This is a genomic window from Halorussus rarus, assembly GCF_003369835.1.
Classification (GTDB): Archaea; Halobacteriota; Halobacteria; order Halobacteriales; family Haladaptataceae; genus Halorussus; species Halorussus rarus.
The window spans coordinates 1,377,918-1,399,228 of record NZ_QPMJ01000001.1 but is presented as its reverse complement, the minus strand read 5'-3'; the positions used below and the strand labels follow the sequence as shown (position 1 = coordinate 1,399,228).

Here is a 21,311-nt window from a genome sequence, read left to right as displayed (position 1 = left end):
CTCTTCAGAGTACGACCCGAAATCAGGACTCGTCGGCGGTCGAACCCCCGAAGAACCCCGATGGCAATGACTTAATAACCATCGGGCCGTCATCGGTTACTACTTGGACCCGCTCCGGACCATCTTCAGATCGAGGAAACAGATACGAAATATGATGGAATACGAATGAACATCGATACATCCGACAGGCGGCAGCTGGAGGAGTCATCGAACGTTCTCCTGTTGGCACCGTTGACCCCCACCGGCAACAGGGCGTGTCTCGAACTGCTCGCCGCCACGACGCCCCCGGCGGACGCGAACATCGCGGCGGTGACGTACACGCCGCCGCCGGAGACGTGGATCTCCGACTGGCGAACCCACATCGAGGAACTGCCGGCGGAGTTGGCGTTCATCCACGCTAACACCGTGGAGACGTCGGGAGAGGAGGACACGGAGATGCCGTCGAGCGTGTCGGTCGCCCGGGTGGACCCGAACCAGCCGATGGACATCATCGCGCCGCTGAGCGAGCAGCTGACACGCTGGAAGGACAACGGCAACCAGACGCTCGTGTCGGTCCAGACGCTGACCATCCTGCTGGAGTACGTCGACTTCGACACCGCGTTCCGGTACCTCCACATCCTCACGCACCGAGTCCAGGCGGCCGACGCCATCGGCTTCTACCACATGGACCCGGACATCCACGACGAGGAGACCATCAACACGCTGAAGCCGCTGTTCGACGCGGTGGTCGAGGTGTCCGACGACGGCGGGCAGTGGTCGGTCACCGAGACGTACGGCGACCGGACCGCGACCAGCGACCACGTCCAGACCCACGACACCGACGTCTCCATCCCCGACTCGGAGGGCGGCCTGTTCGCGTCGATACGCGACTCGCTGTCGGGCGTGTTCTCCGACCAGGCCGGCCGGGAGCCGACCGACCCCGCGTCATCGGCGGGCGGACAGTCCGAGGGCGTCGGCGAGACCCGGTCGACCGGGCCGGCGAGGGAGTCGAGCCGCGACTCCGGCGTCGACGACCTCCCGGAGGAGGCGATGCTGACCGACGAGGACCGCATCCGGGAGCTGCTGACCCAGTACGGCGGCCGGATGAAGCAGGCCGACGTGACCGAGGAGACCGACTGGTCGAAGTCGACGGTCAGCCGCAAACTCTCGAAGATGGAGGAGAAGGGACTCATCACCCGGGTTCAGGTCGGAAGAGGGAACCTCGTCTTCCTCAGCGGCTACGAACCCGAGACGGCCAAATCGCCCTTCGAACAGGAGACCGACTGACAGATGACGAACGCAACCCCCGAACGACTGACCGTGCGCCGCCGGGAGTCGCGCCGGCCCGCGTCGCCGAGACACGGCAGTTTAAGTTCTCCCGAATATGAGTGAATCACTAGAGAGCGCAAGCGAGACCGGAACCATGCCCAACGACGCTACAGTGCTGATTGTCGACGACGAGAAGCCGATCACGGACGCCTACGCCCAGTGGCTGAAGGACGACTACCAGGTCCGCACGGCCTACAGCGGCTCCGAGGCCCTCGAAAAACTCGACGGCGACGTCGACGTCGTCCTGCTGGACCGCCGGATGCCCGATCTCTCGGGCGAGGACGTGCTGAACGAGATCCACGAGCAGGAGCTGACCTGCCGGGTCGCACTCGTCTCGGCGGTCGAACCCGACTTCGACATCCTCGAGCTCGGGTTCGACGCCTACCTCGAGAAGCCCGTCTCGGAGGCCGACGAGCTGCTCGAGACCGTCGAGACCCTGCTCCGACGCTCGACGTACGACGTCCAGATGCGGCGGTTCCTCTCGCTGGCCAACAAGAAGGCCGCGCTGGAGACCAAGAAGAGCCCCGAGGAGCTCGACGCCAATCCCGAGTACGAAGAGCTCACCGAGGAGCTCGCCGAGCTGCGCTCCCAGCTCTCGGACACGGCCACGACGCTCGACGACGAGGACCTCCGCGCGGAGTTCTACGAGACCGACGGTCAGTGATTCTGCTTCCCGACGAACCGGACGAGGCGCGGGGCGGGCTTTCGGGTTGACCGAGCGTTCGGTAAACACTCGCACACCAGCGGGCGGCAGGTCCGACCGGCTTCGAAGTCGACGTAGCGCGGGCTTCCGGCGGACGAGAATCGCGCGCGGACGGATTAATCGCGCGAATGGGCAAAGCGCTCCCGACGAGACGCACCGAGAAGACTCCTTCGTATCTACCCGTTATCGCCAGAAACACTTAAGGGGAAATTCCGTCGGCGCTGACTCCGATCGGCGCGACGTTTCCGCATGCCCGGGGAAACACGCCCGACCTCGGTTTAAGTAGGTCTGGCGACAAGGAGAAGCTACGACGGACGAGCGACCTCGTTCTGCGCCGATCGCCGCCCGCTGTCGCGGACTCGTGGCGAACACGTCACGTTCCCGAGAGGCGCATGTTTAAACTATCCCGACCGAGTACGGCCACCTGATGACCGAGGGGTGGACCGACGAGCAGGTGCCGACGTGGCAGTCCGAACCGGTCGGCGACGAGGGCGACGCGCAGCGACCGTTCAGCCAGCGGCCCGGCGACGGCGCGGTCGGCCGGGCGGACCTCCAGCGCGACCGGACGGTCCGGAAGTGGGGCCCGGTGACGCCGAGCGCGACCCAGATCGGCCGGGCGGAGTCGCCCGAGGCCGACCTCTCGGAGAGCGTCCGGCGGCTCCACGAGGAGCGCCACTCGGCGATGGCGGGCCACAGCGCGCGGATGCACCGGCTCGACAAGCTCCGCATCGCCCACGCGCTCTGCAACGATCTCTCGCTGACCCCGTGGCAGCGCGACCGGGTCGTCGGCATCATGTCGGACCTCGACCTGACGGCGTTCGGGAGCCAGCGCGCCATCCCGAAGGTCGCGCTGGTCGTCATCCGCCACGTCGTCGACCGCGAGCGCGAGCACTACCTCGGGCTCCACGACCAGGACTGGATCCGGGACCTGCCGCCGGACCGCCTCGACGACCTCTACGACCAGTTCCGGTCGATAACCGACGAGGAGGAGTTCTCGGACCTCGTCGCCAAGCACGGCCTCGACGTGACCAGCCTGAACCGGCTCCGGCGCACTCTGAAGGACCAGCTCGGCGAGCAGGAACTGGAGGACGCGGTGTACGGCCGGAACCCCTACCGCGACCCGAACCTGCCGAGCCTCGACGCTCGCCGGGCGGACGAACCGCACGAGAAGTGAGGACTGGCGGAGAAGAGTCCGCGAGAACGGGAGAAGACGGCGAACGCAGCGCGGAGAAAACTTCCTCGTATCTACCCGTTATCGCTAGAGGCACTTAAAGAGCGCTCGCCACTTGCCCGACTTCCGTCGCATGCCGAGCGCAGTTTCGACTGACAAGCGGACCCACTACGGTCGAACCGTTCGGAGCAGAGACCGACGGCTCACGAATCGAGTTCCGTCAGAACGAGGCCGCCTTCCCTCGTATCTACCCCTTGTCGCCAGAGCTACTTAAACGAGGTCCGCAGCGGTGGCGGGCCCTCGTCGACGGCACTCGCTCCCCTCGCGAAGACCTGATCCACTCCCACGATTCATCCGGTTCTGGTCGCCTTCTCGATGTACTTCATCTCGGTTCCGTGATTACTCGTCTCCGCTCGAACTCCGGGCGCCAACCACACAATCAAGTCCCCCCGGCGAACACTGGCCAATATTCCGATGATAGAAGTGAAGAATCTGCGGAAGGTGTACGGCGGATTCACCGCCGTCGAGGGGAGCAGCTTCTCGGTCCCCGAAGGCGAGGTGTTCGGCGTCATCGGCCCGAACGGCGCGGGCAAGACCACGACGCTCAAGATGCTGTCGGGGCTCGTCGAGCCCACCTCTGGCTCGGCGACCGTCGCGGGCTACGACGCCCAGGACCCCGAGATGCGCGAGCACCTCGGCTTCCTCCCCGAGGAGTCGCCGCTGTACGAGGACATGACCGCGGTCTCCTACCTGGAGTTCTTCGCCGACCTCTACGACGTACCCGGCGACGTCGCGAGCGAGCGCATCCACGACACGCTCGACCGCCTCGACCTGGCCCACCGCGACCGGAAGATCGGCGACATGTCGAAGGGGATGACCCGGAAGGTCGCCATCGCGCGCTCGCTGGTCAACGACCCAGACGTGCTGATCTACGACGAGCCGGCGAGCGGCCTCGACCCCCTGACCACGAACTACATCATCGAGTTCACCCGCGACCTCGCCGAGTCGGGCAAGACGGTGGTGTTCAGCGCGCACAACCTCTTCCACGTCGAGAGCATCTGCGACCGCGTCGCGGTGATGAACGACGGCCGCATCGTCGCCCGCGGCAGCGTCGAGACCATCCGCGAGGAGCACGGCCGGACCGAGTACCGCGTCTACACGACGGTCGAGGTGGAGGACGCGACGCCGGTCGAGGACGACGCCGGGGTCGGCGGAGCGCGAGCGAAGCCCGGAGCGAGTACCGCGACGGCGAGCGCGGAGTCGGCGGGCGCGGTCCGGGAGGACGAACTCACTCGGTACTGTCGGGTCGTCGAGAGCATGGACGCCGTCGAGGAGACCCGGGAACTCGCCGAGGCCGCGGGCGGCGAGGTGGCCGACATCCAGACCCACACGCCGAGCCTGGAGGACATCTTCCTCGACCTGGCGAAGGAGTCGCCGGGCGTGGAGGGCCGGCCGTGAAGCCGCGCAAGACCCTCCGGATCGCGCGCTGGGAGGTCTCGAGGAACGTCGGTCAGTTCGACCGGCGAACCGTGGCTGTCGCCGCGGTCGTCTTGCTGGCAGTGGGCGCGCTCACCCCGATGGTCGCCAGTCAGGGTATCACCCTCGACGATGGCATCTACCGCGTCGGCGTCTCGCAAGACAGCCCGTATTACGACCCGGTGGCGCAGGACCCGACCTTCGTCGCGGTCGAACCGAACGCCCAGCGGTTCCCCGAACGAATGGACGTCCTCGTCCAACGGGGTCAGCCGATAGTCGCGGCCGACTCGTCGAAGGGGAAGGCCGCGCTCGCGGAGTTCCGGAAGACGGTCAAGCGGTACAACGACGCGCTCATGGCCGACGAGGACGACCGGGCCGCCGCCTTCCCCGTGGAGGTGTCGGTGCGCTACCGGGCCCAGGACCTGGCCGGCGCGTCCGGCGGTTCCGGCGCGGGCGGCGCCGACTCGGCCGCCACGCGCACGACTCGCGAGGGCGAGATGCGACTCGGCGGGGGCTCGGGCGGCGGAACCGGAAGCGGCGACTCCGACAGCGAGGGGTCCGCGACCGCATCACCCGGCGCAGGTGGCGACGCGGGCGACACCGACGGCGCCGTGCAGGCGCCCTCGGTCGGGAGCGGCGGGTCGCTGTTCGGCGGGAACGCCCGGGCAGGCACGCCCTCGGACATCGCGCCGCCGTTCCCCTTCGAGTCGCTGGTGCTCGCGTTCGCGTTCATCCTGCCGATGAACTTCGTCATCCAGGCGTACGCGTCGACCATCCTCGACGAGCGGATCAACGAGCGCGGCGAGCTCCTGCTGGTCTCGCCGGTCTCGCGGGGCGACATCATCGCCGGCAAGACCCTGCCGTACCTCCTCGGGATGGTCGCCATCGCGTCGGTCACGGCGGTCGGCATCGCGGTGCTGACGCCCGCGGCAGACGGCGCGCTCGCGGTCGCCGAGACCGCCGCCGCGTCGGTCGCGGCCGTGGTCCCCATCGCGCTGCTGTTCCTGGCGTCGGCGTTCGTCGGCGGGATGTTCGCCCGGTCGTTCAAGGAGCTCACCTTCGTCACGGTGACGCTGTCGGTGTTCCTGACCTCCTACGCGTTCATCCCGGCCATCTTCACCAACGTCCACCCCATCGCGGCCATCTCGCCGCTGACCCTCGTGGTCGAGGCCCTGCAAGGCAGCGGCTTCTCGGCGGGCGACTACGCGTTCTCGACCGGCCCGCTCTACCTCTCGGCCGGCGTGCTGTTCGCGCTCGGCGCGGGCGTCTACCGCGAGGAGGACATGTTCACCCAGCGGTCGGTCCCGCTGAAGTTCCTCGACGCGCTCGACGGCCAGATAACCGGGCGGCGCTCGGTCGCCAAACTGAGCGCGCTCTCAATCCCGTTCGTCTTCGTCGGCGAACTCCTCGTGGTGGCGGTGCTGTTCGCGCTTCCCGTCTCGCTGTCGATGCCCGTGCTGCTGGTCGCCATCGCCCTGGTCGAGGAGATCGCCAAGAGCGTCCACGTCTACGCCGGCTTCGCCCACTCGCGGTTCGAGCGGACGTTCCGGTCGGCCGCGACGCTCGGCTTCCTGTCCGGGCTGGGCTTCTTCGTCGGCGAGAAGGCGACCGCGGTCGCCCAGCTGGTCGGCCTGCCGAACCAGGAGCTCGGCAAGGCGGCGTTCGGCACCGTGACGAGCCTCGGCATCGAGGCCTCGCCGGCGGTGCTGGTCGCGCTCTTCCTCGCGCCGCTGGCGCTCCACACCGTGACGGCGACGATGACCGCGGCCGGCGCGACTCGCGACCGCAACTGGTACGTCGGGACGCTGGCGGCGGCGACGCTCGTTCACGCCGCCTACAACCTAACGGTGGTGAGCTACCTTGGGTAAGCGCCTGACGGTCGCCGGACGGGAGCTCTCGTCGCTCCGGAGCGAGAAGACCATCGTGCTCGCCATCCTGATCCAGCTGTTCGTGGCGGCGTTCTCGTCGTTCCTCGCGGTCGGGCTGGTGTCGCTGTACGACCCCGGCTCGGTGTCGAACCAGTTCGTCGTCGAGTTCGGCGTCACCGGGGACGCGGGCGACGACCTCGCGCCCGTCATCGAGCGCGAGGACGGCTGGCGCGCGCTGGAGTACGGCACCCAGGAGGCCGCGATGACCGACTTCCGACGGGGGGAGATCCACGCCGTCCTCCGGATCGACCGCCTCCCGGACGGGAGAGCGAGGGTGCGTGCAATCGCGCCCGACGGCAACGTCCGGACGACGCTGGTGGTCACCCAGATAAAGGGCGTGATGGAGGCGTTCGAGCGCCACGAGCGCGGTCGGCTCTCCAGTCGGCTGGAGCGCCAGCCGGTCGAACTGCCGCCCGACTCGTCGTCGAGCCCCTACTTCGGGTTCACCTACACCGTGCTGGTGCCGCTGCTGACGTTCCTGCCGGTGTTCCTCAGCGGGAGCGTCGCGGTCGACGCCATCGCCGAGGAGTTCGACCGGGGCACCCTCGAACTGCTCCGGGTGACGCCGCTGACACCGACCGACATCGTCGACGGCAAGATGCTGGCGATGGGTGCGCTCGCGCCGGTCCAGGCGGGCGCGTGGCTGGCGCTGCTGTCGTTCAACGGGACGGCGGTCGCCAACCCGGTCGAGATTCTCGTGCTGGTGACCGGGCTGTCGGTCGGCGTGGTCACGCTCGGCGCGACCGTCGCGCTGGCGGTCCGCGAGCGCAAGCAGGCCCAGTTCCTCTTCTCGATGGGCGTGCTGGTCGCGTTCAGCGCGACCTACCTGCTGCCCGAATCGCCGCCGAACGCGGTGGCGAAGCTCGCCATCGGGAGCCCGACCGGGCTGACCCACCTCTCGGTGGTCGCCTACGTGCTCGTCGCGCTGGTCGCGTTCGTCGGCCTCCGGCGGGCGGTCGCGGCGCGCGGGCTGGGAGAGTAAGTAGTCGGCTCTCGTCGTCGCAGGGATTCTCTCCTCACTTCTCGTCGCGGTCGCTTCCCCAGTGATTCCCGCGTTCGGCGTTCCCCGAAGCGTCGAGGTCGTTGTTCGGGGGTGCGCTGGGGTCGGTCTCATCGCTGCCGCGAGTGTCGGTATCGCGGCGGGCGACCCGTTCGGCCGATTCGCGGTCCATGACCCGGCGCTCGTTCTTCTCGGCGTCGACCATGGCGTACAGCAGCAGGCCGCCGCCGACCGTCAGCAGCAGCATCAGCGCGACGACGAACAGCTCGAACATCGGCGGAGCCGGGTCAGCCGAGGAACACGTCGACGACGTCGCTGCCCGCCGACCCGGTGTCGCGGTACAGTTCGGAGTAGCCGCAGTTCAGGCACGAGACGACCTGGAACTGGTTGGTCTGGATGTCGAACATCTTCGAGAGGCCGCCGCCGGTGGTCGAGATGGTGCCGACGTCGGTGTCGGTGTGGCCGCACTTCGGGCAACCTTCCTCGTCGCTCGCGGGGTCAGGGCTTTCGTCGAAGGGCATGTTCTGAAGTTCTTGCGGTGCTGTCAAGAACTTTGTGGAGAACCGGGTCGGGGGCTCGGAATGGTCCGTACATCGGACGCGTTGTGAACCCGAGATGGGTTGGAAATCGTTGCTAGCGCCGGCTACTTGGCACTGTAGCGCCTACCGGCAAGCATGACTCAGCGAGCGCGCGGTCGGGCCCCTCCCGGTCCCGACGGTCTCCCGTTCATCGGCAGCCTCCCGGCGTTCGCGCGCGACCAGTTCGGCTTCGAGCGCCGGATGCACCGCGAGTACGGCGACGTGGTCCGGTGGAAGTTCCCCGGCGGGTGGACGTACCACCTCTCGAACCCCGACCACATCGAGCACGTGCTGGTCCGGAACAACCAGAACTACGTGAAGGGCGAGGCGTTCCAGGAGACGCTCGGCCCGGTACTGGGCAACGGCCTGCTCAACAGCGAGGGGGAGTTCTGGCGGCGCCAGCGCCACCTGGTCGAGCCCTCGTTCCACCCCGACCGCATCGCGACGTACGCCGAGATGATGGTCGACGCCACCGAGCGCACGACCGAGACGTGGCGCGACGCGGAGACCCGGGACGTCCACTCGGAGATGACCGCGCTGACGCTCGAGATCGTCGGACGGACGCTGTTCGGCGTCGACCTCAGCGACGAGTCCGAGCGGGTCGGCGCGGCCCTGGAGGTCGTGATGGCGGCCTCGGAGTTCTCGATGACCGACCTGCTGCCCGAGCAGGTGCCGACCCCGCAGCGCCGCCGCTTCGAGAAGGCGGTCGAGACCCTCGACCGGGTCGTCGCCCGCATCGTCGCCGAGCGCCGGCGGAACCCGACCGACGAGGACGTGGTGTCGATGCTGCTCTCGGCCCGCGACGAGTCGGGCGAGGCGATGTCCGACCGGCAGGTCCGCGACGAGGTGATGACCCTGCTGCTGGCGGGCCACGAGACCACCGCGCTCGCGCTCACGTTCACCTTCTTCCTGCTCGCCCAGCACGGCGGCGTCGAGCGCAAGCTTGTCGCGGAACTCGACGAGGAACTGGGCGGCGAGCCCCCGACGGTCGCGGACCTCGACGACCTAACATACCTCGAGCAGGTGGTCACCGAGTCGATGCGGCTCTATCCGCCCGTCCCGGGCATCGTCCGCGAACCGGTCGAGGACGACCAGGTCGGCGACTACCGGATTCCCGCTGGCGTGACCGTGAGCATGAGCCAGCACGTCGTCCACCGCGACCCGCGGTGGTACGACGACCCGATGGCGTTCCGCCCCGAGCGCTGGACCGACGAGTTCCGCGAGTCGCTGCCCCGGCTGGCGTACTTCCCGTTCGCGGCCGGGCCGCGCCGGTGCGTCGGCGACCGGTTCGCGCTGCTGGAGGCCCGGATGGTGCTCGCGGCCATCCTGCAGGAGTACCACCTCGAACTGATTTCGTCGCCCGCGCTCGACCTGCGACCCAGCATCACCGCCCGGCCGCGGAACCCCGTGGAGATGAAGATCCACGAGCGGGCTGGGAGCCGGTGGGACGTCTCGGCGGGCGAGCGCGACGCCGAGGTTCCGATGGACTGAGCCGGTCGCGCGAACTGGACGGACGCTGACCGGTCAAACGTTTAAGCCGCCGCCGAACCACGGTAGCGTATGGCACACGACTGCTCGTTCCTCGCGGACCTCGCCCTCGACGGCGAGGCGTCGTTCGGCGACTCGGCCCGCGAGAACCACGCGACCGACTTCGGCGCCGAGGAGCGCGACCAGGGCGTCACCCCCGACGCCGTGGTCTGGCCGGAATCGACCGCCGACGTGTCGGCCGTCCTCGCGGCCGCGAACGACCGGCGGGTCCCCGTCACGCCCTACGCGGCGGGGACGAGCCTGGAGGGCAACGCCGTGCCCGCCCGCGGCGGCATCAGCCTCGATCTGTCCCGGATGGATTCGGTGCTCGAGGTCCGCCCGGACGACTTCCAGGTCGACGTCGAACCCGGCGTCTACGGCGCGGCGGTCGACGAGGCGGTGGCCTCGGAGGGGCTGTTCTTCCCGCCGCTGCCCTCGTCGGGCGACATCTCGACAATCGGCGGGATGATAGCCAACGACGCCTCCGGCATGAAGACCGTCAAGTACGGCGAGGTGAGCGACTGGGTGTTGGAGGTGGAGGCGGTCCTCGCCGACGGCTCGGTGATAACGGCGGGTAGCAGGGCGGTCAAGACCTCCAGCGGCTACAACCTCAAGGACGTGCTCGTCGGGAGCGAGGGTACCCTCGGGGTCGTGACGCGCGCGACCCTCGAACTCGCGGGCCGGCCGGAGCAGATACGGGGCGCCCGCGCGCTCTTCCCGACGCTGGACGACGCGGCCGCGGCCGTCTTCGACGCGGTGCGCTCGGGCGTGGACGTGGCGAAGATCGAGCTCATGGACGCCGACTCGGCCCGGATGGCCAACGCGTACACGGGTACCGACCTGCCCGACGTGCCCGCGGTCTACCTGGAGTTCCACGCCAACCACGGCGTCGAGCGCGAGATCGAGTTCTGCCGCGGCGTGTTCGGCGACCACGACGCCGAGCGGTTCGACGTGGCCGACGAAGACGAGATGGACGACCTCTGGGCGGCCCGCAAGGAGCTGGCCTACGCGGTCCAGCTCTGGGACCCCGACCTGTCGGCGCTCCACCCCGGCGACGTGACCGTCCCCGTCAGCGACTACCCCGAGATGGTGTCGTACGTCAAGGAACTCGCCGACGACCGCGACCTGGTGGTCCCGTGCTTCGGCCACGCGGGTGACGGCAACCTCCACTACACGGTGCTGGTCGACGAGGACGACGAGGCCCAGGTCGAAGCCGGCGCCGAGGTGTACGCGGCCACCGTCGAGAAGGCCATCGAGATGGGCGGCACCGCGACCGGCGAGCACGGCATCGGGCTCGGCAAGCGGAAGTTCCTGGAGGCCGAGCACGGCGCCGCGTCGGTCGAGGCGATGCGCCGGCTCAAGCGCGCGTTCGACCCGCGAGACACGCTGAATCCGGGCAAGATGTTCCCCGAGACCGCGGACGGCGGTCGGGTTCGCCTCGCAGACAACGCGGAAGTGGGTGGGAATACGTCGGCGCGCGGGGTCGGGGACGAGTCCGCGGAAGCCGACTCGGTCGCCGACCCCGGCGGCCCCGCCGAGGACTGAGAACCGGTCGCTGCGAGCGACCGGCGTATCGCCGATTCCCGGCTATCGCCCGCGGTTCCTCGCGACCCGCCACAGCACCCACGCCGCCAGCGCCGCGCCCGCGAGGCCGGCCACCGCGGGCCCGGCCGGATGTCGCTCGGTCGCGCCGCGGTACTCCGCCGGGAGCTCCTCGGCGCGGTCCATCCGGAGGTACTGGTCGGCGCCGGCGCGCTCGATGAGCCGCCGTTGCCACGCAGGGAACACCCCCGAGACGGCGGCCGGAGCCGCGAGTCGGGGCGATTCCGCGCGGTAGGCGTGCCCGCCGTAGATTACGACGCACTCGTCGGCCGCCCGGACGTTCCGGTACCAGTCCGTGTCGGTCCCGTACGGCAGGGGGACGACGAACCGGTCGCCGCGGGTCCCCACCAGCACGGGCGTGTCGTAGCGCTCCCCCGACCGCCGGCCGACGTGGCGGACGATGCCGTACGGCATCCCGCGCCGGCCGGCGAGTCGCATCGCCGCAGGGTTCAGATATCGCTTGTTGACGTCGCGGACGCGGTCCCGGGCCTGTCGGTCGCGTGCTTCGGTCTCTCCCGCCATGATGACTCGTCCCTACGGAAGGACGCTGACCGACTTAACCGTGTTCGCGGATTCTGGTGACGGTCGCGAACTTTGCAGACAGCGGGAGGACGTGCCCTACCGGCTGACCTTCGCGGTGTGCCAGGCGTTCGCGGCCAGCGCGTCGAACGCCTCGGCGGCGGCGTCGGCCATGGGGTACTCGCCGTGGTACGGGTCGGGGTCGTCCTCGACGCCGGTCACGGTGCGGACGGCGTCGGCTATCGACTCGTAGTTGTCGCCGACGATGTCCCGGACCAGCACCGGCATCCCGGCGCGGTCGCAGAGTTCGCGGGCCGCCTCCCGGCCGACGTAGACGCGCTGCTCGCGCTCGTCGGCGAACGCCAGCGCGAACGGCGCCTCGCCGAACTGGGCCTCGAGGAACGCCTGGGCCGGGTCGTCCGCCCACTCGATGGCGCCGACGCCCTCGACGCGCCGGAGCGCGGTGGCGGCCGCCGAGCAGAACGGGCACTCCCCGTCGTACACGAGCACGCCGTGGTAGTCGCTCATACCCGGCTGTACGGCGGGAAATCGTAAAACTGCGGTGGGGTGGACGGGAGGACGTCCGGCAGAAGAGAGTAGAGCTACGGGGGTCGGTCAGCGCTTCGACCGACCCGGCGGCCTGTCGTGGGCCGCGCGGTGGTCGAGCATCTCCTCGTACTGGCAGGCCCGAATCCGGAGGTCGGACTCGGGTTTGGCGGTGCAGGGCAGTATCATGCCGGCCTCCTCGTCCTCCTCGAAGTACCGCTGGGCGTCCGACTGGTCGACCTCGCCCTCCAGCAGTTCGGCGGCGCAGGTGGTGCACCACCCCTGCTGGCAGTCGGCCGGGAGCCAGACGCCCTCGCTCCGGGCGGCCGCGAGGACGTACTCGGTCTCGGGCACTTCGATCTCGACGGTCTCGCCGGCCTGCTCGACGTCGCAGTCGTCCGGAATCTCGATGGCGACGCTGTAGCTGCTCACGGACTCGCGTAGTGGTCACCGAGGGATGAACGTGTTGGGGCCCGGCCGAAAAAAGCGGCCACGACGCGAGTCGCGTGTCGGCCGTTACGCCGAGTGCGCTACCGCGTCGGTTACGCGGAGTCGTTGATGCGGCGGTTGGTCGAGTACGGCGCCTCGCCGGGTTCGCCGCGGACGAAGTGGCCCGCGGGGTTGGCCTCGCCGTCGCGCTCCATCGAGAGGAGCTCGACGAACCACGCCTCGTGCTCGATCTCCTCCTGGAGGATGCGGCTGGCCATGTCGTAGGTCCGCGGGTCCTTGCCGTGGGTCATGTCGCAGATCTCCGACCAGGTCCGGATGGCGCACCGCTCGGCCTCGAGGAGCGTCTCCAGGATCAGTTCGGCGTCGGCGTCCTCGCCGATCTCGTCGGGCTCATCGCCCTCGTAGGCCGTCGGAAGCTCCGCGTGCGGGCACGACGCCCGCCCCATGAAGTCGCCGATGTCGCCGGGGAGCGAGCCGCCGAGCTCGTACACCCGCGGCGCGACGAGCTCGAAGTGCGCGCGGTCCTCCAGTCGCGCGTCCTCGGTTATCTCCTTGTAGTCCTCGTGGCCGGCGAGGTGCATCCGGAGGTTGGTGTAGTAGTAGTACGTGCTGAACTCCGCGCCGATGGCGTCGATGAGTCGCTCCCGGAGCTCCTCCGGGTCGAGGCCGCGCTCCTTGAGTGCCTCCATTCCCACTCGCTTACTCGTATCGCCCGGTTCGACGCTGCCTGAGCCGTGTCGTCGTTCGTCGTCTGCCATTCGTGTCTCCCCCGGACGAACGGACGGCTCTCAATCCCTTAATATTTCATTCCAGATTACGAACACACGTTCCGAATCCGGAAACTCCGTTCGAGTCGCCGAGAGGTGGAGTCGGACGCGCCGACCGCTGGCCGACCGTCGCTCGCCAGACCGGGCCGATCAGCCGTCACCGCCGGTGTCGCCTGCCGGCGAGCGTCGCCCGTCCCGGACGACGTCAGAATCGCCACCGCCGGTGGTACCCCGGGAGGCGGTCTCGGGGACCACCTCGACGGTCGTCTCCCGGTCGCCCGCGACCGAATCGAGCCCGAGGCGCACCCGCTCGGCGTCGGGCGAGTCCGGCGCGTCGACGGTCCACGTCCGCTCGCGTCGCTCGCCCGCGGGAACAGCCACCGACGTCCGATGGGGGCCGTGCTCCGGCCCGAGTTCGTTCAGACTGGCCCGGAAGACGCCGTCGCCCTCGCCGACGTTCTCGACCCCGACGGACACGTCGAACGACGCGCCGCGGGCGACTCGCTCCGGCGCGTCGAACCCGGTCAGTTCGAGGTCGGCGGGCGGCGCGCGCAGGGCCGACACCACCGACGCGCCGAGCGACCGGTCCCGGCCGTCGTAGGTCAGCGCGACCGCGTCGGCGTCGAGCGGGTTCGGCACCTCGAAGGCGACCCAGCCCGCCGACGCCTCGGCGGCCCGGTAGACCGACCCCAGGTCGGTGAGTCGCCGGGGACCGCCGACGTCGCCCGGCGCCAGGGTCCCCCAGAAGTGACGCCCGTCGGCGACCAGCGCGAGGTCGCTGGGTCGGGGCGAGTCGGTCCGCGGGCGGACCCGGACGAACGCGAACTGGACCCCATCGTCGGCCTCGACGCCGACGGCGTCCGGGCTCTCGAGGTAGAAGAACGACGACCGGACCCCGACCGGGTCGAGTTCGACCGCCGGCGCCTCGGCGGTCGGCGTGTCCGTCGTCCGCCGCGTGCCCTGCCCCTCGGTGGTATTGTCGGGCCGATGGCTCTCGGTCCCGGTCCCGTCCGGCCAGCCGTCGAGACCGCCGAGGCACCCGGCGACGCCGGTCATCGCGAGCGCACCGGCTCGGAGGAGGGCCCGCCGACTCCGACGTCCTGTCATTCGAACCTAAATTAGAGAATCGCCAAGATAAGTTTTGTGACATCCCAATTCGGTCGAACGCGACGCCGCCGCGCCGGAGAGGTCGGACGCTGGCCCCGCACGAACCTTGAAATGCGAAGGCGCGACCAACCCCGGCCGTGACGTGAGATTCGCCGCGAGGAGAACAGCGGGAGCACGGCACGACTCCTCGCGCAGATGGGTGCAGGTGCCGTCTGTTCGCCAGGAGAAGTTCTCGCTGAGCCCTGTCGCCCATTCGGAGGCGAGTCGCGACCGTCTCGATTATGCGCTCGGCGCGTCGGCCTCGTCGTTCGCCGCCGGTCGTTCACTTTCGCTCCGCGGCGAAAGCGGTTAGGTACCCCGACCCTATCGCGGAGGCGTGGACGAGACTATCGACTGGCTCCGGGGTCGGCCCTACTACGACGGGCAGGTCGAGGCCCGCCGGACGCTGCCCGGCCGGAACGGCGACTTCCGCGATATCGACCTCGAGCCGCGACTGGAGGGCGCGCTCGAATCGCGGGGCATCGACGCGCTCTACCGCCACCAGGCCGAGGCGGTCGAGGCGGTCCGCGAGGGGCGGAACGCCGTCCTCGCCACGCCGACCGCGAGCGGGAAGAGCCTCGCGTACACGGTGCCGGCGTTCGAGCGTGCGATGGACCACGGCGGCCGGACCCTCTACGTCGCGCCCCAGAACGCGCTCATCAACGACCAGGAGGAGACGCTCTCGGAACTCGAACGCGACCTGGGATTCGGGAGTCGGGTCTCGGTCGCCCAGTACACGGGACGACTCGACAAGGGCGAGAAGCGGGCCGTCAGGGACCGTCAGCCGACGGTGGTCCTGACGAATCCCGACATGCTCCACTACGCGCTGTTGCCCCACGCCCACCGGCTCTGGGACTGGTTCTTCGGCGGGCTCGAGACGGTCGTGCTCGACGAGGTTCACGAGTACCGGGGGGTGTTCGGCAGTCACGTCGCGCTGGTACTCCGACGACTCCGACGGGTCTGCGACCGATTCGACGCCGACCCCCAGTTCGTCTGCTGCTCGGCGACCATCGGCAACCCCGTCGAGCACGCCGCGACCGTGACCGGAACCGCCGAATCGAGCTACGAACTGATCGACGAGGACGTGAGCGACACCGGTCCGACTCACTGGCTGCTCTGGAACCCGCCGGAGTACGAGAATCCGCAGGCGGGCACCTCGGGTCGCCGGAAGTCGAACCACGCCGAGACCAAGCGCCTGTTCGCCGACCTCGTCTCGAAGGACCACCAGACGCTGACGTTCACCCGGGCCCGGCAGGCCGCCGAGCAGTGGGCGATGGAGAGCGCCAGCGCGCTCCGCGAGCGCGGCCGGGGCGACCTCGCGCCCGACGTGACCGCGTACCAGGCCGCGCTCGGCAACGACCGGCGCAAGGAGATCGAGGAGGGACTCAACGACGGCGAGGTCCGGGGCGTCTGGAGCACCAACGCGCTCGAGCTCGGCGTCGACATCGGCGGCCTCGACGCCGTGTTGCTCGACGGCTACCCAGGCACGCGGATGGCGGCGTTCCAGCAGGCCGGCCGCGCGGGCCGGGGCGACGATCCGAGCCTCGTCGCGCTCGTGGCCGGTGAAGACCAGCTCGACCAGTATTTGATGGCCAACCCCGGGGACCTCTTCGAAGGCAACCCCGAGCGCGCGGTCGTCAACCCGGCGAACGACCAGCTGCTGCCGGACCACGTGCTGTCGGCCGCCCGCGAGACGTGGCTCTCGCCCGACGACGAGGAGTACTTCGGGGCGACGTTTCCGGATCTGGTCGCCAACCTCGAAGAACGGGGACTGCTGGAGCGCCGGACCACCTCCGGGGGAGTCCGCTGGACCTACGACGGTGACGGGAGTCCCCAGCACGAGATGAGCCTGCGGTCCATCGACGACCGCGAGGTGAACCTGGTCGACCGCCGAAGCGGCAGAGCCGCTTCGAGCCCACCTTCACAGAGTTCAGGCGGACGCTCCAACGGCGAGACCATCGCCAGCCTCCCCTTCGAGGACGCGCTGACCGACGCCCACCCGGGCGCCATCTACCACCACCAGGGCCAGTCCTACGAGGTGGTCGACCTCGACCTCGGCAAGGAGGTGGCCGAACTCTCGCCGACGTGGGCCGACTACCACACCAGGGTGCTCCACGAGAAGCAGATCACCGTGGAGGAGGACCTCCGGGAGAAGCGGCTCTCGACCCGCGATGACGTGCCGGTCCGGTTCGCCGACGTGACGATGCGCAAGCAGATCACCGGCTTCGAGCGCCGCGACCGGTCGGGCGAGACGCTGGCCCGCGAGTCACTGGACCTCCCGGAGCTGTCGCTCCGGACGAAGGCGCTGTACTTCACGGTGCCCGGTGACGTCGAGAGCGCGATGCGCGAGGCCGGGGACTTCGACGGCGGCATCCACGCCGCCGAGCACGGGATGATCTCGCTGTTCCCGCTCGAACTGCTCTGCGACCGCGGCGACATCGGCGGCCTGTCGACGCCGCTGCACCCCCACACGGGACGGAGCACGATCTTCATCTACGACGGCTACCCCGGCGGCGTCGGCCTGGTCCGGGAGGGCTACGAGACGGTCGAGGCCCTGATGGCCAACACGGCCGAGATGATCGCGGCCTGCGACTGCGAGTCGACCGGCGGCTGTCCGGCCTGCGTCCAGTCGCCGCACTGCGGGAACGCCAACGATCCGCTGGACAAGGAGCAGGCGCAGTTCCTGCTGGAGGAACTGACCGGAACTGACGGCGATTCGAGCGCCAGCAGGGACCGAGCGAAGCACCGTCAGGACTGACAGGCGCGGTCGGCCGTCTGCGAGCACGGTCCGCGCGGTGCTGCTGGTCAGCGACGGATTATCGGGGCTGAGAAGCGGACCGCAGAACTAAGTCACCCCCTTCACAACCCCCGAACACCGATGGACGAGGAGTTCGAATCGGTCCGGGAGAAGAAGAAGCGCGAGCTCATGCGGGAGCAGGGCCTCGGCGCGCCCCCGGCGCCGGTCTACGTCGACGGCTCGACGAACTTCGAGCAGACCGTGGCGGCCCACGAGGTCGTGCTGGTCCACTACTACGCCGACCGCGGGGCCGGCCAGCGCCTCCACCCGGTCGTGGAGTCGGTCGCGCGCGAGACGTTCGCCGCGGTGGCGAAGGTGAACGTCGTCCACCACCAGAAGCTGGCGCTGGAGCAGGGGGTCGAGGGAACGCCGACGTTCGACGTGTACGCCGACGGCGAGCGCGCCGAGCGCCTCGAAGGCGCGGTCGAGAAGGCCGAGCTGGTCGCGCTGCTCGACGAGTACACGCCGTTCTGACCGCGCCGTCCCGGATTACGGCCCGCGTCACCGCCTCCGATAGCGACGGCAACACCCGGGCCGAACCGCCCCGACCGAAACCTCTTTTAGGCCCACCTAACATAGATTAGGCCAGCCTAAACCATGGTCGACGCCCTCGAAACCATCCGCCGGAACATCGGCGAGCTAGCCGACGACGACGGCGACTTCTACGTCGCGTGCGCCGAGACCGACGAGTGCCCTGCGCCGCTGACCGGCAGGCGGTTCCCGACCGAGGACGCCGCGCGCGAGGCCGCCGCCCTCGCCCGGACCTACCGCGAGACGCTCCGGGAATCGGACCCCTCCCTCCCCGAGTACTGCCTCTCGGTGTACGAGCGCTCGGGCGACCCGCTCACCCTGGTCTCGACCCGGGAGCGGGCGGCGGGCCAGCGCGCGAACGGGCTGCCCCGGACCTCCCGGTCGGTGACCCTCTCGGGCGCCGGCGAGCGCGAGTGGCTCCGGATGGACAACGCCCCGCTGGTCCACGTCCGCCGGAACGGCGAACCGCTCCCGGACGACGCGGTCGAGCGCCAGCTCGACTCGAAGCTATGACCGTCGACGTCCCGGCGGCCGCCGAGGGGGTGGTCGACCTGCGGACGCCCGAGGCGGTCGAGCGGGCGGCGGCCGAGCGCGACCGGATCGAGGAGAAGGTCGAGGCCTTCGACGCGTTCGGCGACCGGGTGGCCGGCGTGTCCGCCGAGGCCGGCCGGCAGGCCGGGACCGCGAACACGGCGGCCGCGAGGGCGACCGAGACCGCCGTCGTCGCGTCCGGGACGCCGGCGCGGTCGGCCGGCGCCGCCGAGAGCGTCCGCGAGGCGTTCCGCGAGACGGTGGTGCCCTACGCCGAACCCGAGTCGCTCCAGCAGGCGATGGCCGACGAGCTGTCGCCGGAGCTGACGACCGCGCTCTCGCCGGCGGCGGGCGGGCTCACGCCGGGGCTGAAGTCCCAGCTGGTCTCGCGGGCCGAGCAGCGGCGCCGGGAGTGCCGGCTGCTCGCGGACGCCATCGAGTCCGAGCGCGAGCGGCTGGCCGAACTGGGCGACGAGCTCGAGCGGATCGTCGACGAAGTAGTCGGCGCCGACGAGACGCCGCTGCTCCAGCTGGGCTTCGAGGAGCTGCGCGAGCGCCACGACCGGCTCGCCGAACTCCGGGCGACGTGCGACCGGCTCGCGGCCGACCGCCAGGCCGCGATCCGCGGCGCGCGCCACGACGGGTTGACCGGAATCCGCCAGTCGGAGCTGCTCGATCACCTCTACGTCGACCTCCCGGACGACCACCCGGGGCTGGCGGACCTCGCCCGGCTCGACGCGGTCCTCGCCGACTGCCAGCGCGCGGTCCGCGACCACCTCTGCTCGCGGGTCTGAACGGGACGAACGTCGGGTCGGACGTTCCTGTCAGTATCGCGGCCGATGCCGATTCCGAAACCTCTTAGCTGCTGGTCGGCAGTGTCGCACCCGAACCGCCATGCCGGACCGCCTTGAACCCCTCCGCAGCCGGATCGACGAGCTGACCGACCCCGACGGCGACTTCGCGGTCGTCTGTCCGCTCTCGGACAAGCGCCCCGTGCCCGTCCGCGGCGCCTCGTTCCCCTCCGCCGACGCGGCCGAGACCGCTGTCGGACTCGTCCGCGAGTACCGCGAGGTGCTGCGCGAGGTCGACCCGCACCTCGAGGCCATCCCCATCGTCGCGTCCGAGGTCGGCGCCGACCCGCTGACTCTCGACGGCGCGTCCGAATGTCTCGGCAGATCCTCGGGATCGGTGACCGTCTCGGGCGAGGGCGACGGCGAGTGGCTCCGGATGGACGACGCGCCGGTGGTCCACGTCCGTCGGGACGGCGAACTCCTCGACGACGACGCCGTCACCCGGCAGCTCCGCGCGAAGCTGAAACGCTGAGGGCCGGGCCGCCCGCCGGGACTCCTGCTACGAGCCCCCATCGTCGACGGCTCTCGAAGCCTACCTACCGGAACCGACTGGTCCCCGAGCTCCCGCCCTCGCGCACGTCTCGCCGGAGCTCGGGAATCAGGTCGAGGTCCGGCTCGACGTCGCCGAGGACGAACAGCGAGTGGTACCGGAGGAACGTCTGGACCGGCACGAACGCCACCGCGATGGCGGCGGTCACGAGCGCGACGTAGACGAGCAGGGCGCCGACGCCGACCGCCAGCGCGGCCGGGTTCGCCAGGACCGCCTCCGGACCGCCGAGCAGGGGGACCGACACGAGTCCCAGTATCGCGAGCGGCACCGCGAGCAGCACGCCGACGACGGCGCCGGCCATCGAGGCCAGCGCGCCCGCGAGGAACGAGAGGCCGATCCGGACGAGGAGGTAGACGCCGAACTCGTCGAGGTGGTCGGTCAGCGCGGGCCGGAACTGCCGCCACCCCTCGACGACGCCGACGTTCCGGAGGACCATCACCGGGACGACGAAGTTGACCGTGAACCCGTCGACCAAGGCGACGAGGACGCCCGCGACGACCAGCAGGGGTACCAGTAGCAGGACCAGGCCGTCGCCGACCCCCTGGCCGGCGGTCGCGAGCGACACCGCGCCGAGCACCAGTCCGAGCGCGGGCACCGCGACGACCAGCCCCAGCAGGGCCCGGAACGCGAACAGCCGCACGGCCCGCCCGAAGTGCTGGCTGGCGTACCGGCGGATGCCGACGCGCCGGCGGCGGAGCGACTCCACGAACACGAACTCCATCGTCGACCCGACCAGCGCGTACAGCAGGCCCACGACCAGCGCGAGCGCGACGGCGACCGCGAGCACGGGCAGCACCTCCTGGAAGGTGAACGGCAGGTCCGGCTCGACACCGGGCGGGACGGGCAGGTCGCCGCTCCCGCCCGACGACGCGCTGGTCGAACTCCCGGCCGACGCCGAGCCCCCGCCGCCGCCACCGGTGCCCAGGAAGAAGACGACGACCGCGAGCGTGAGCCACTGGCGGGCGTCCACCGGTAACAACAGCTCCTTCGTCGCATCGAGCGCGTCGTCCAGCGCCGCCACCGCGAGCCACGACATGCGGTGGGGTACGCGGTCGACCGAGAAAACTGTCGGGGTATCGATGGGAAGTCGACCCCGGGAGAGGGGACGGTCCTACAGGTCGCGCTCAGGCCCGTTCTCCCGGACGCAGTCGACGAACGCGGCGGGCGCCGGCTCGGTCGAGACCGCGCCCACGATGTCGCCCGGACCCTCGTCGTCGAGCCCGCGGACCGGGAGCGTCGTCTCCGTTCGGACGTCGGTAGGGCGTCGAGCGAGGTGAATTCCGAAAATGGGGGAACGGATTGGCACGTCGCGGGGCGTTCTCGTCCCGGC

General features: G+C 70.0%; 22 protein-coding genes. 13 read left to right on the top strand and 9 right to left on the bottom strand.

The features are described 5' to 3' along the window. Positions 1 to 165: 165 nt before the first annotated feature. From DVR07_RS06715 to DVR07_RS06690, 6 genes are all read left to right on the top strand, one after another. Positions 166 to 1,266: a helix-turn-helix transcriptional regulator gene (locus tag DVR07_RS06715; protein ID WP_115795965.1), complete on the top strand. Its 1,101-nt coding sequence runs from the start codon at positions 166 to 168 to the stop codon at positions 1,264 to 1,266. 97 nt (positions 1,267 to 1,363) lie between these two features. After that, positions 1,364 to 1,972 (top strand): HalX domain-containing protein, encoded by a 609-nt coding sequence (locus DVR07_RS06710; protein ID WP_240147447.1) that lies wholly within the window; start codon positions 1,364 to 1,366, stop codon positions 1,970 to 1,972. A 466-nt stretch (positions 1,973 to 2,438) separates the two neighbouring features. Then, entirely contained in the window at positions 2,439 to 3,185 is a 747-nt protein-coding gene (locus tag DVR07_RS06705) for a DNA-directed RNA polymerase subunit epsilon (RefSeq protein WP_205254493.1), read from the top strand. Between the two features lie 471 nt (positions 3,186 to 3,656). After that, complete coding sequence (locus tag DVR07_RS06700) at positions 3,657 to 4,640, top strand: ABC transporter ATP-binding protein (protein WP_115795963.1); 984 nt, start codon at positions 3,657 to 3,659, stop codon at positions 4,638 to 4,640. Beyond that, positions 4,637 to 6,526, top strand: a complete 1,890-nt coding sequence (locus DVR07_RS06695; RefSeq protein ID WP_115795962.1) for an ABC transporter permease subunit — start codon at positions 4,637 to 4,639, stop codon at positions 6,524 to 6,526. The genes DVR07_RS06700 and DVR07_RS06695 overlap by 4 nt, the downstream gene beginning before the upstream one ends. Continuing rightward, a complete protein-coding gene (locus DVR07_RS06690) occupies positions 6,519 to 7,568 on the top strand; it encodes an ABC transporter permease (protein WP_115795961.1) in 1,050 nt (349 codons plus the stop codon). Before DVR07_RS06695 ends, DVR07_RS06690 begins: the two co-directional genes overlap by 8 nt. Before the next feature lie 34 nt (positions 7,569 to 7,602). Here the strand turns inward: DVR07_RS06690 and DVR07_RS06685 are convergent, their stop codons facing one another. Both DVR07_RS06685 and DVR07_RS06680 read right to left on the bottom strand, forming a co-directional pair. After that, a complete protein-coding gene (locus DVR07_RS06685; RefSeq protein ID WP_115795960.1) occupies positions 7,603 to 7,860 on the bottom strand; it encodes a hypothetical protein in 258 nt (85 codons plus the stop codon). A 13-nt stretch (positions 7,861 to 7,873) separates the two neighbouring features. Beyond that, complete coding sequence (locus tag DVR07_RS06680) at positions 7,874 to 8,107, bottom strand: zinc ribbon domain-containing protein (protein WP_115795959.1); 234 nt, start codon at positions 8,105 to 8,107, stop codon at positions 7,874 to 7,876. A 153-nt stretch (positions 8,108 to 8,260) separates the two neighbouring features. Between DVR07_RS06680 and DVR07_RS06675 the strand changes: the two genes are divergently transcribed. Further along, positions 8,261 to 9,655, top strand: coding sequence for a cytochrome P450 (locus DVR07_RS06675; protein WP_115795958.1), 1,395 nt, complete (start codon positions 8,261 to 8,263; stop codon positions 9,653 to 9,655). 69 nt (positions 9,656 to 9,724) lie between these two features. Next, on the top strand, positions 9,725 to 11,236 hold the full coding sequence (locus DVR07_RS06670) for an FAD-binding oxidoreductase (protein WP_115795957.1): 1,512 nt from the start codon (positions 9,725 to 9,727) through the stop codon (positions 11,234 to 11,236). A 42-nt stretch (positions 11,237 to 11,278) separates the two neighbouring features. On the opposite strand, the gene DVR07_RS06665 is transcribed toward DVR07_RS06670, so the two are convergent. The 5 genes from DVR07_RS06665 to DVR07_RS06645 form a co-directional block, all read right to left on the bottom strand. Further along, complete coding sequence (locus tag DVR07_RS06665) at positions 11,279 to 11,815, bottom strand: nitroreductase family deazaflavin-dependent oxidoreductase (protein WP_115795956.1); 537 nt, start codon at positions 11,813 to 11,815, stop codon at positions 11,279 to 11,281. 96 nt (positions 11,816 to 11,911) lie between these two features. Further along, positions 11,912 to 12,340 carry a DCC1-like thiol-disulfide oxidoreductase family protein gene (locus tag DVR07_RS06660; RefSeq protein ID WP_115795955.1) on the bottom strand — a complete coding sequence of 143 codons (429 nt, stop codon included), beginning with the start codon at positions 12,338 to 12,340 and terminating at the stop codon, positions 11,912 to 11,914. Positions 12,341 to 12,427: 87 nt separating this feature from the next. Continuing rightward, positions 12,428 to 12,790, bottom strand: coding sequence for a 2Fe-2S iron-sulfur cluster-binding protein (locus DVR07_RS06655; protein ID WP_115795954.1), 363 nt, complete (start codon positions 12,788 to 12,790; stop codon positions 12,428 to 12,430). 110 nt (positions 12,791 to 12,900) lie between these two features. Next, a complete protein-coding gene (gene dps, locus DVR07_RS06650) occupies positions 12,901 to 13,566 on the bottom strand; it encodes a DNA protection during starvation protein (protein WP_115795953.1) in 666 nt (221 codons plus the stop codon). Positions 13,567 to 13,725: 159 nt separating this feature from the next. After that, positions 13,726 to 14,682 (bottom strand): hypothetical protein, encoded by a 957-nt coding sequence (locus DVR07_RS06645; protein ID WP_115795952.1) that lies wholly within the window; start codon positions 14,680 to 14,682, stop codon positions 13,726 to 13,728. 376 nt (positions 14,683 to 15,058) lie between these two features. Between DVR07_RS06645 and DVR07_RS06640 the strand changes: the two genes are divergently transcribed. From DVR07_RS06640 to DVR07_RS06620, 5 genes are all read left to right on the top strand, one after another. Then, positions 15,059 to 17,479, top strand: coding sequence for a DEAD/DEAH box helicase (locus DVR07_RS06640; protein WP_115795951.1), 2,421 nt, complete (start codon positions 15,059 to 15,061; stop codon positions 17,477 to 17,479). A 120-nt stretch (positions 17,480 to 17,599) separates the two neighbouring features. Then, on the top strand, positions 17,600 to 17,992 hold the full coding sequence (locus DVR07_RS06635) for a thioredoxin family protein (RefSeq protein ID WP_115795950.1): 393 nt from the start codon (positions 17,600 to 17,602) through the stop codon (positions 17,990 to 17,992). A gap of 123 nt (positions 17,993 to 18,115) precedes the next feature. Continuing rightward, positions 18,116 to 18,562: a DUF7552 domain-containing protein gene (locus DVR07_RS06630; RefSeq protein ID WP_115795949.1), complete on the top strand. Its 447-nt coding sequence runs from the start codon at positions 18,116 to 18,118 to the stop codon at positions 18,560 to 18,562. Next, positions 18,559 to 19,374 carry a DUF7260 family protein gene (locus DVR07_RS21415; RefSeq protein ID WP_162829463.1) on the top strand — a complete coding sequence of 272 codons (816 nt, stop codon included), beginning with the start codon at positions 18,559 to 18,561 and terminating at the stop codon, positions 19,372 to 19,374. Before DVR07_RS06630 ends, DVR07_RS21415 begins: the two co-directional genes overlap by 4 nt. 100 nt (positions 19,375 to 19,474) lie before the next feature. Then, positions 19,475 to 19,903 carry a DUF7552 domain-containing protein gene (locus DVR07_RS06620; protein WP_115795948.1) on the top strand — a complete coding sequence of 143 codons (429 nt, stop codon included), beginning with the start codon at positions 19,475 to 19,477 and terminating at the stop codon, positions 19,901 to 19,903. A gap of 64 nt (positions 19,904 to 19,967) precedes the next feature. Here DVR07_RS06620 and DVR07_RS06615 read toward each other — a convergent pair whose 3' ends face one another. Both DVR07_RS06615 and DVR07_RS06610 read right to left on the bottom strand, forming a co-directional pair. Continuing rightward, positions 19,968 to 21,017, bottom strand: a complete 1,050-nt coding sequence (locus DVR07_RS06615; RefSeq protein ID WP_115795947.1) for a DUF7544 domain-containing protein — start codon at positions 21,015 to 21,017, stop codon at positions 19,968 to 19,970. A gap of 75 nt (positions 21,018 to 21,092) precedes the next feature. Further along, positions 21,093 to 21,287 carry a hypothetical protein gene (locus DVR07_RS06610; RefSeq protein ID WP_115795946.1) on the bottom strand — a complete coding sequence of 65 codons (195 nt, stop codon included), beginning with the start codon at positions 21,285 to 21,287 and terminating at the stop codon, positions 21,093 to 21,095. Positions 21,288 to 21,311 lie beyond the last annotated feature (24 nt).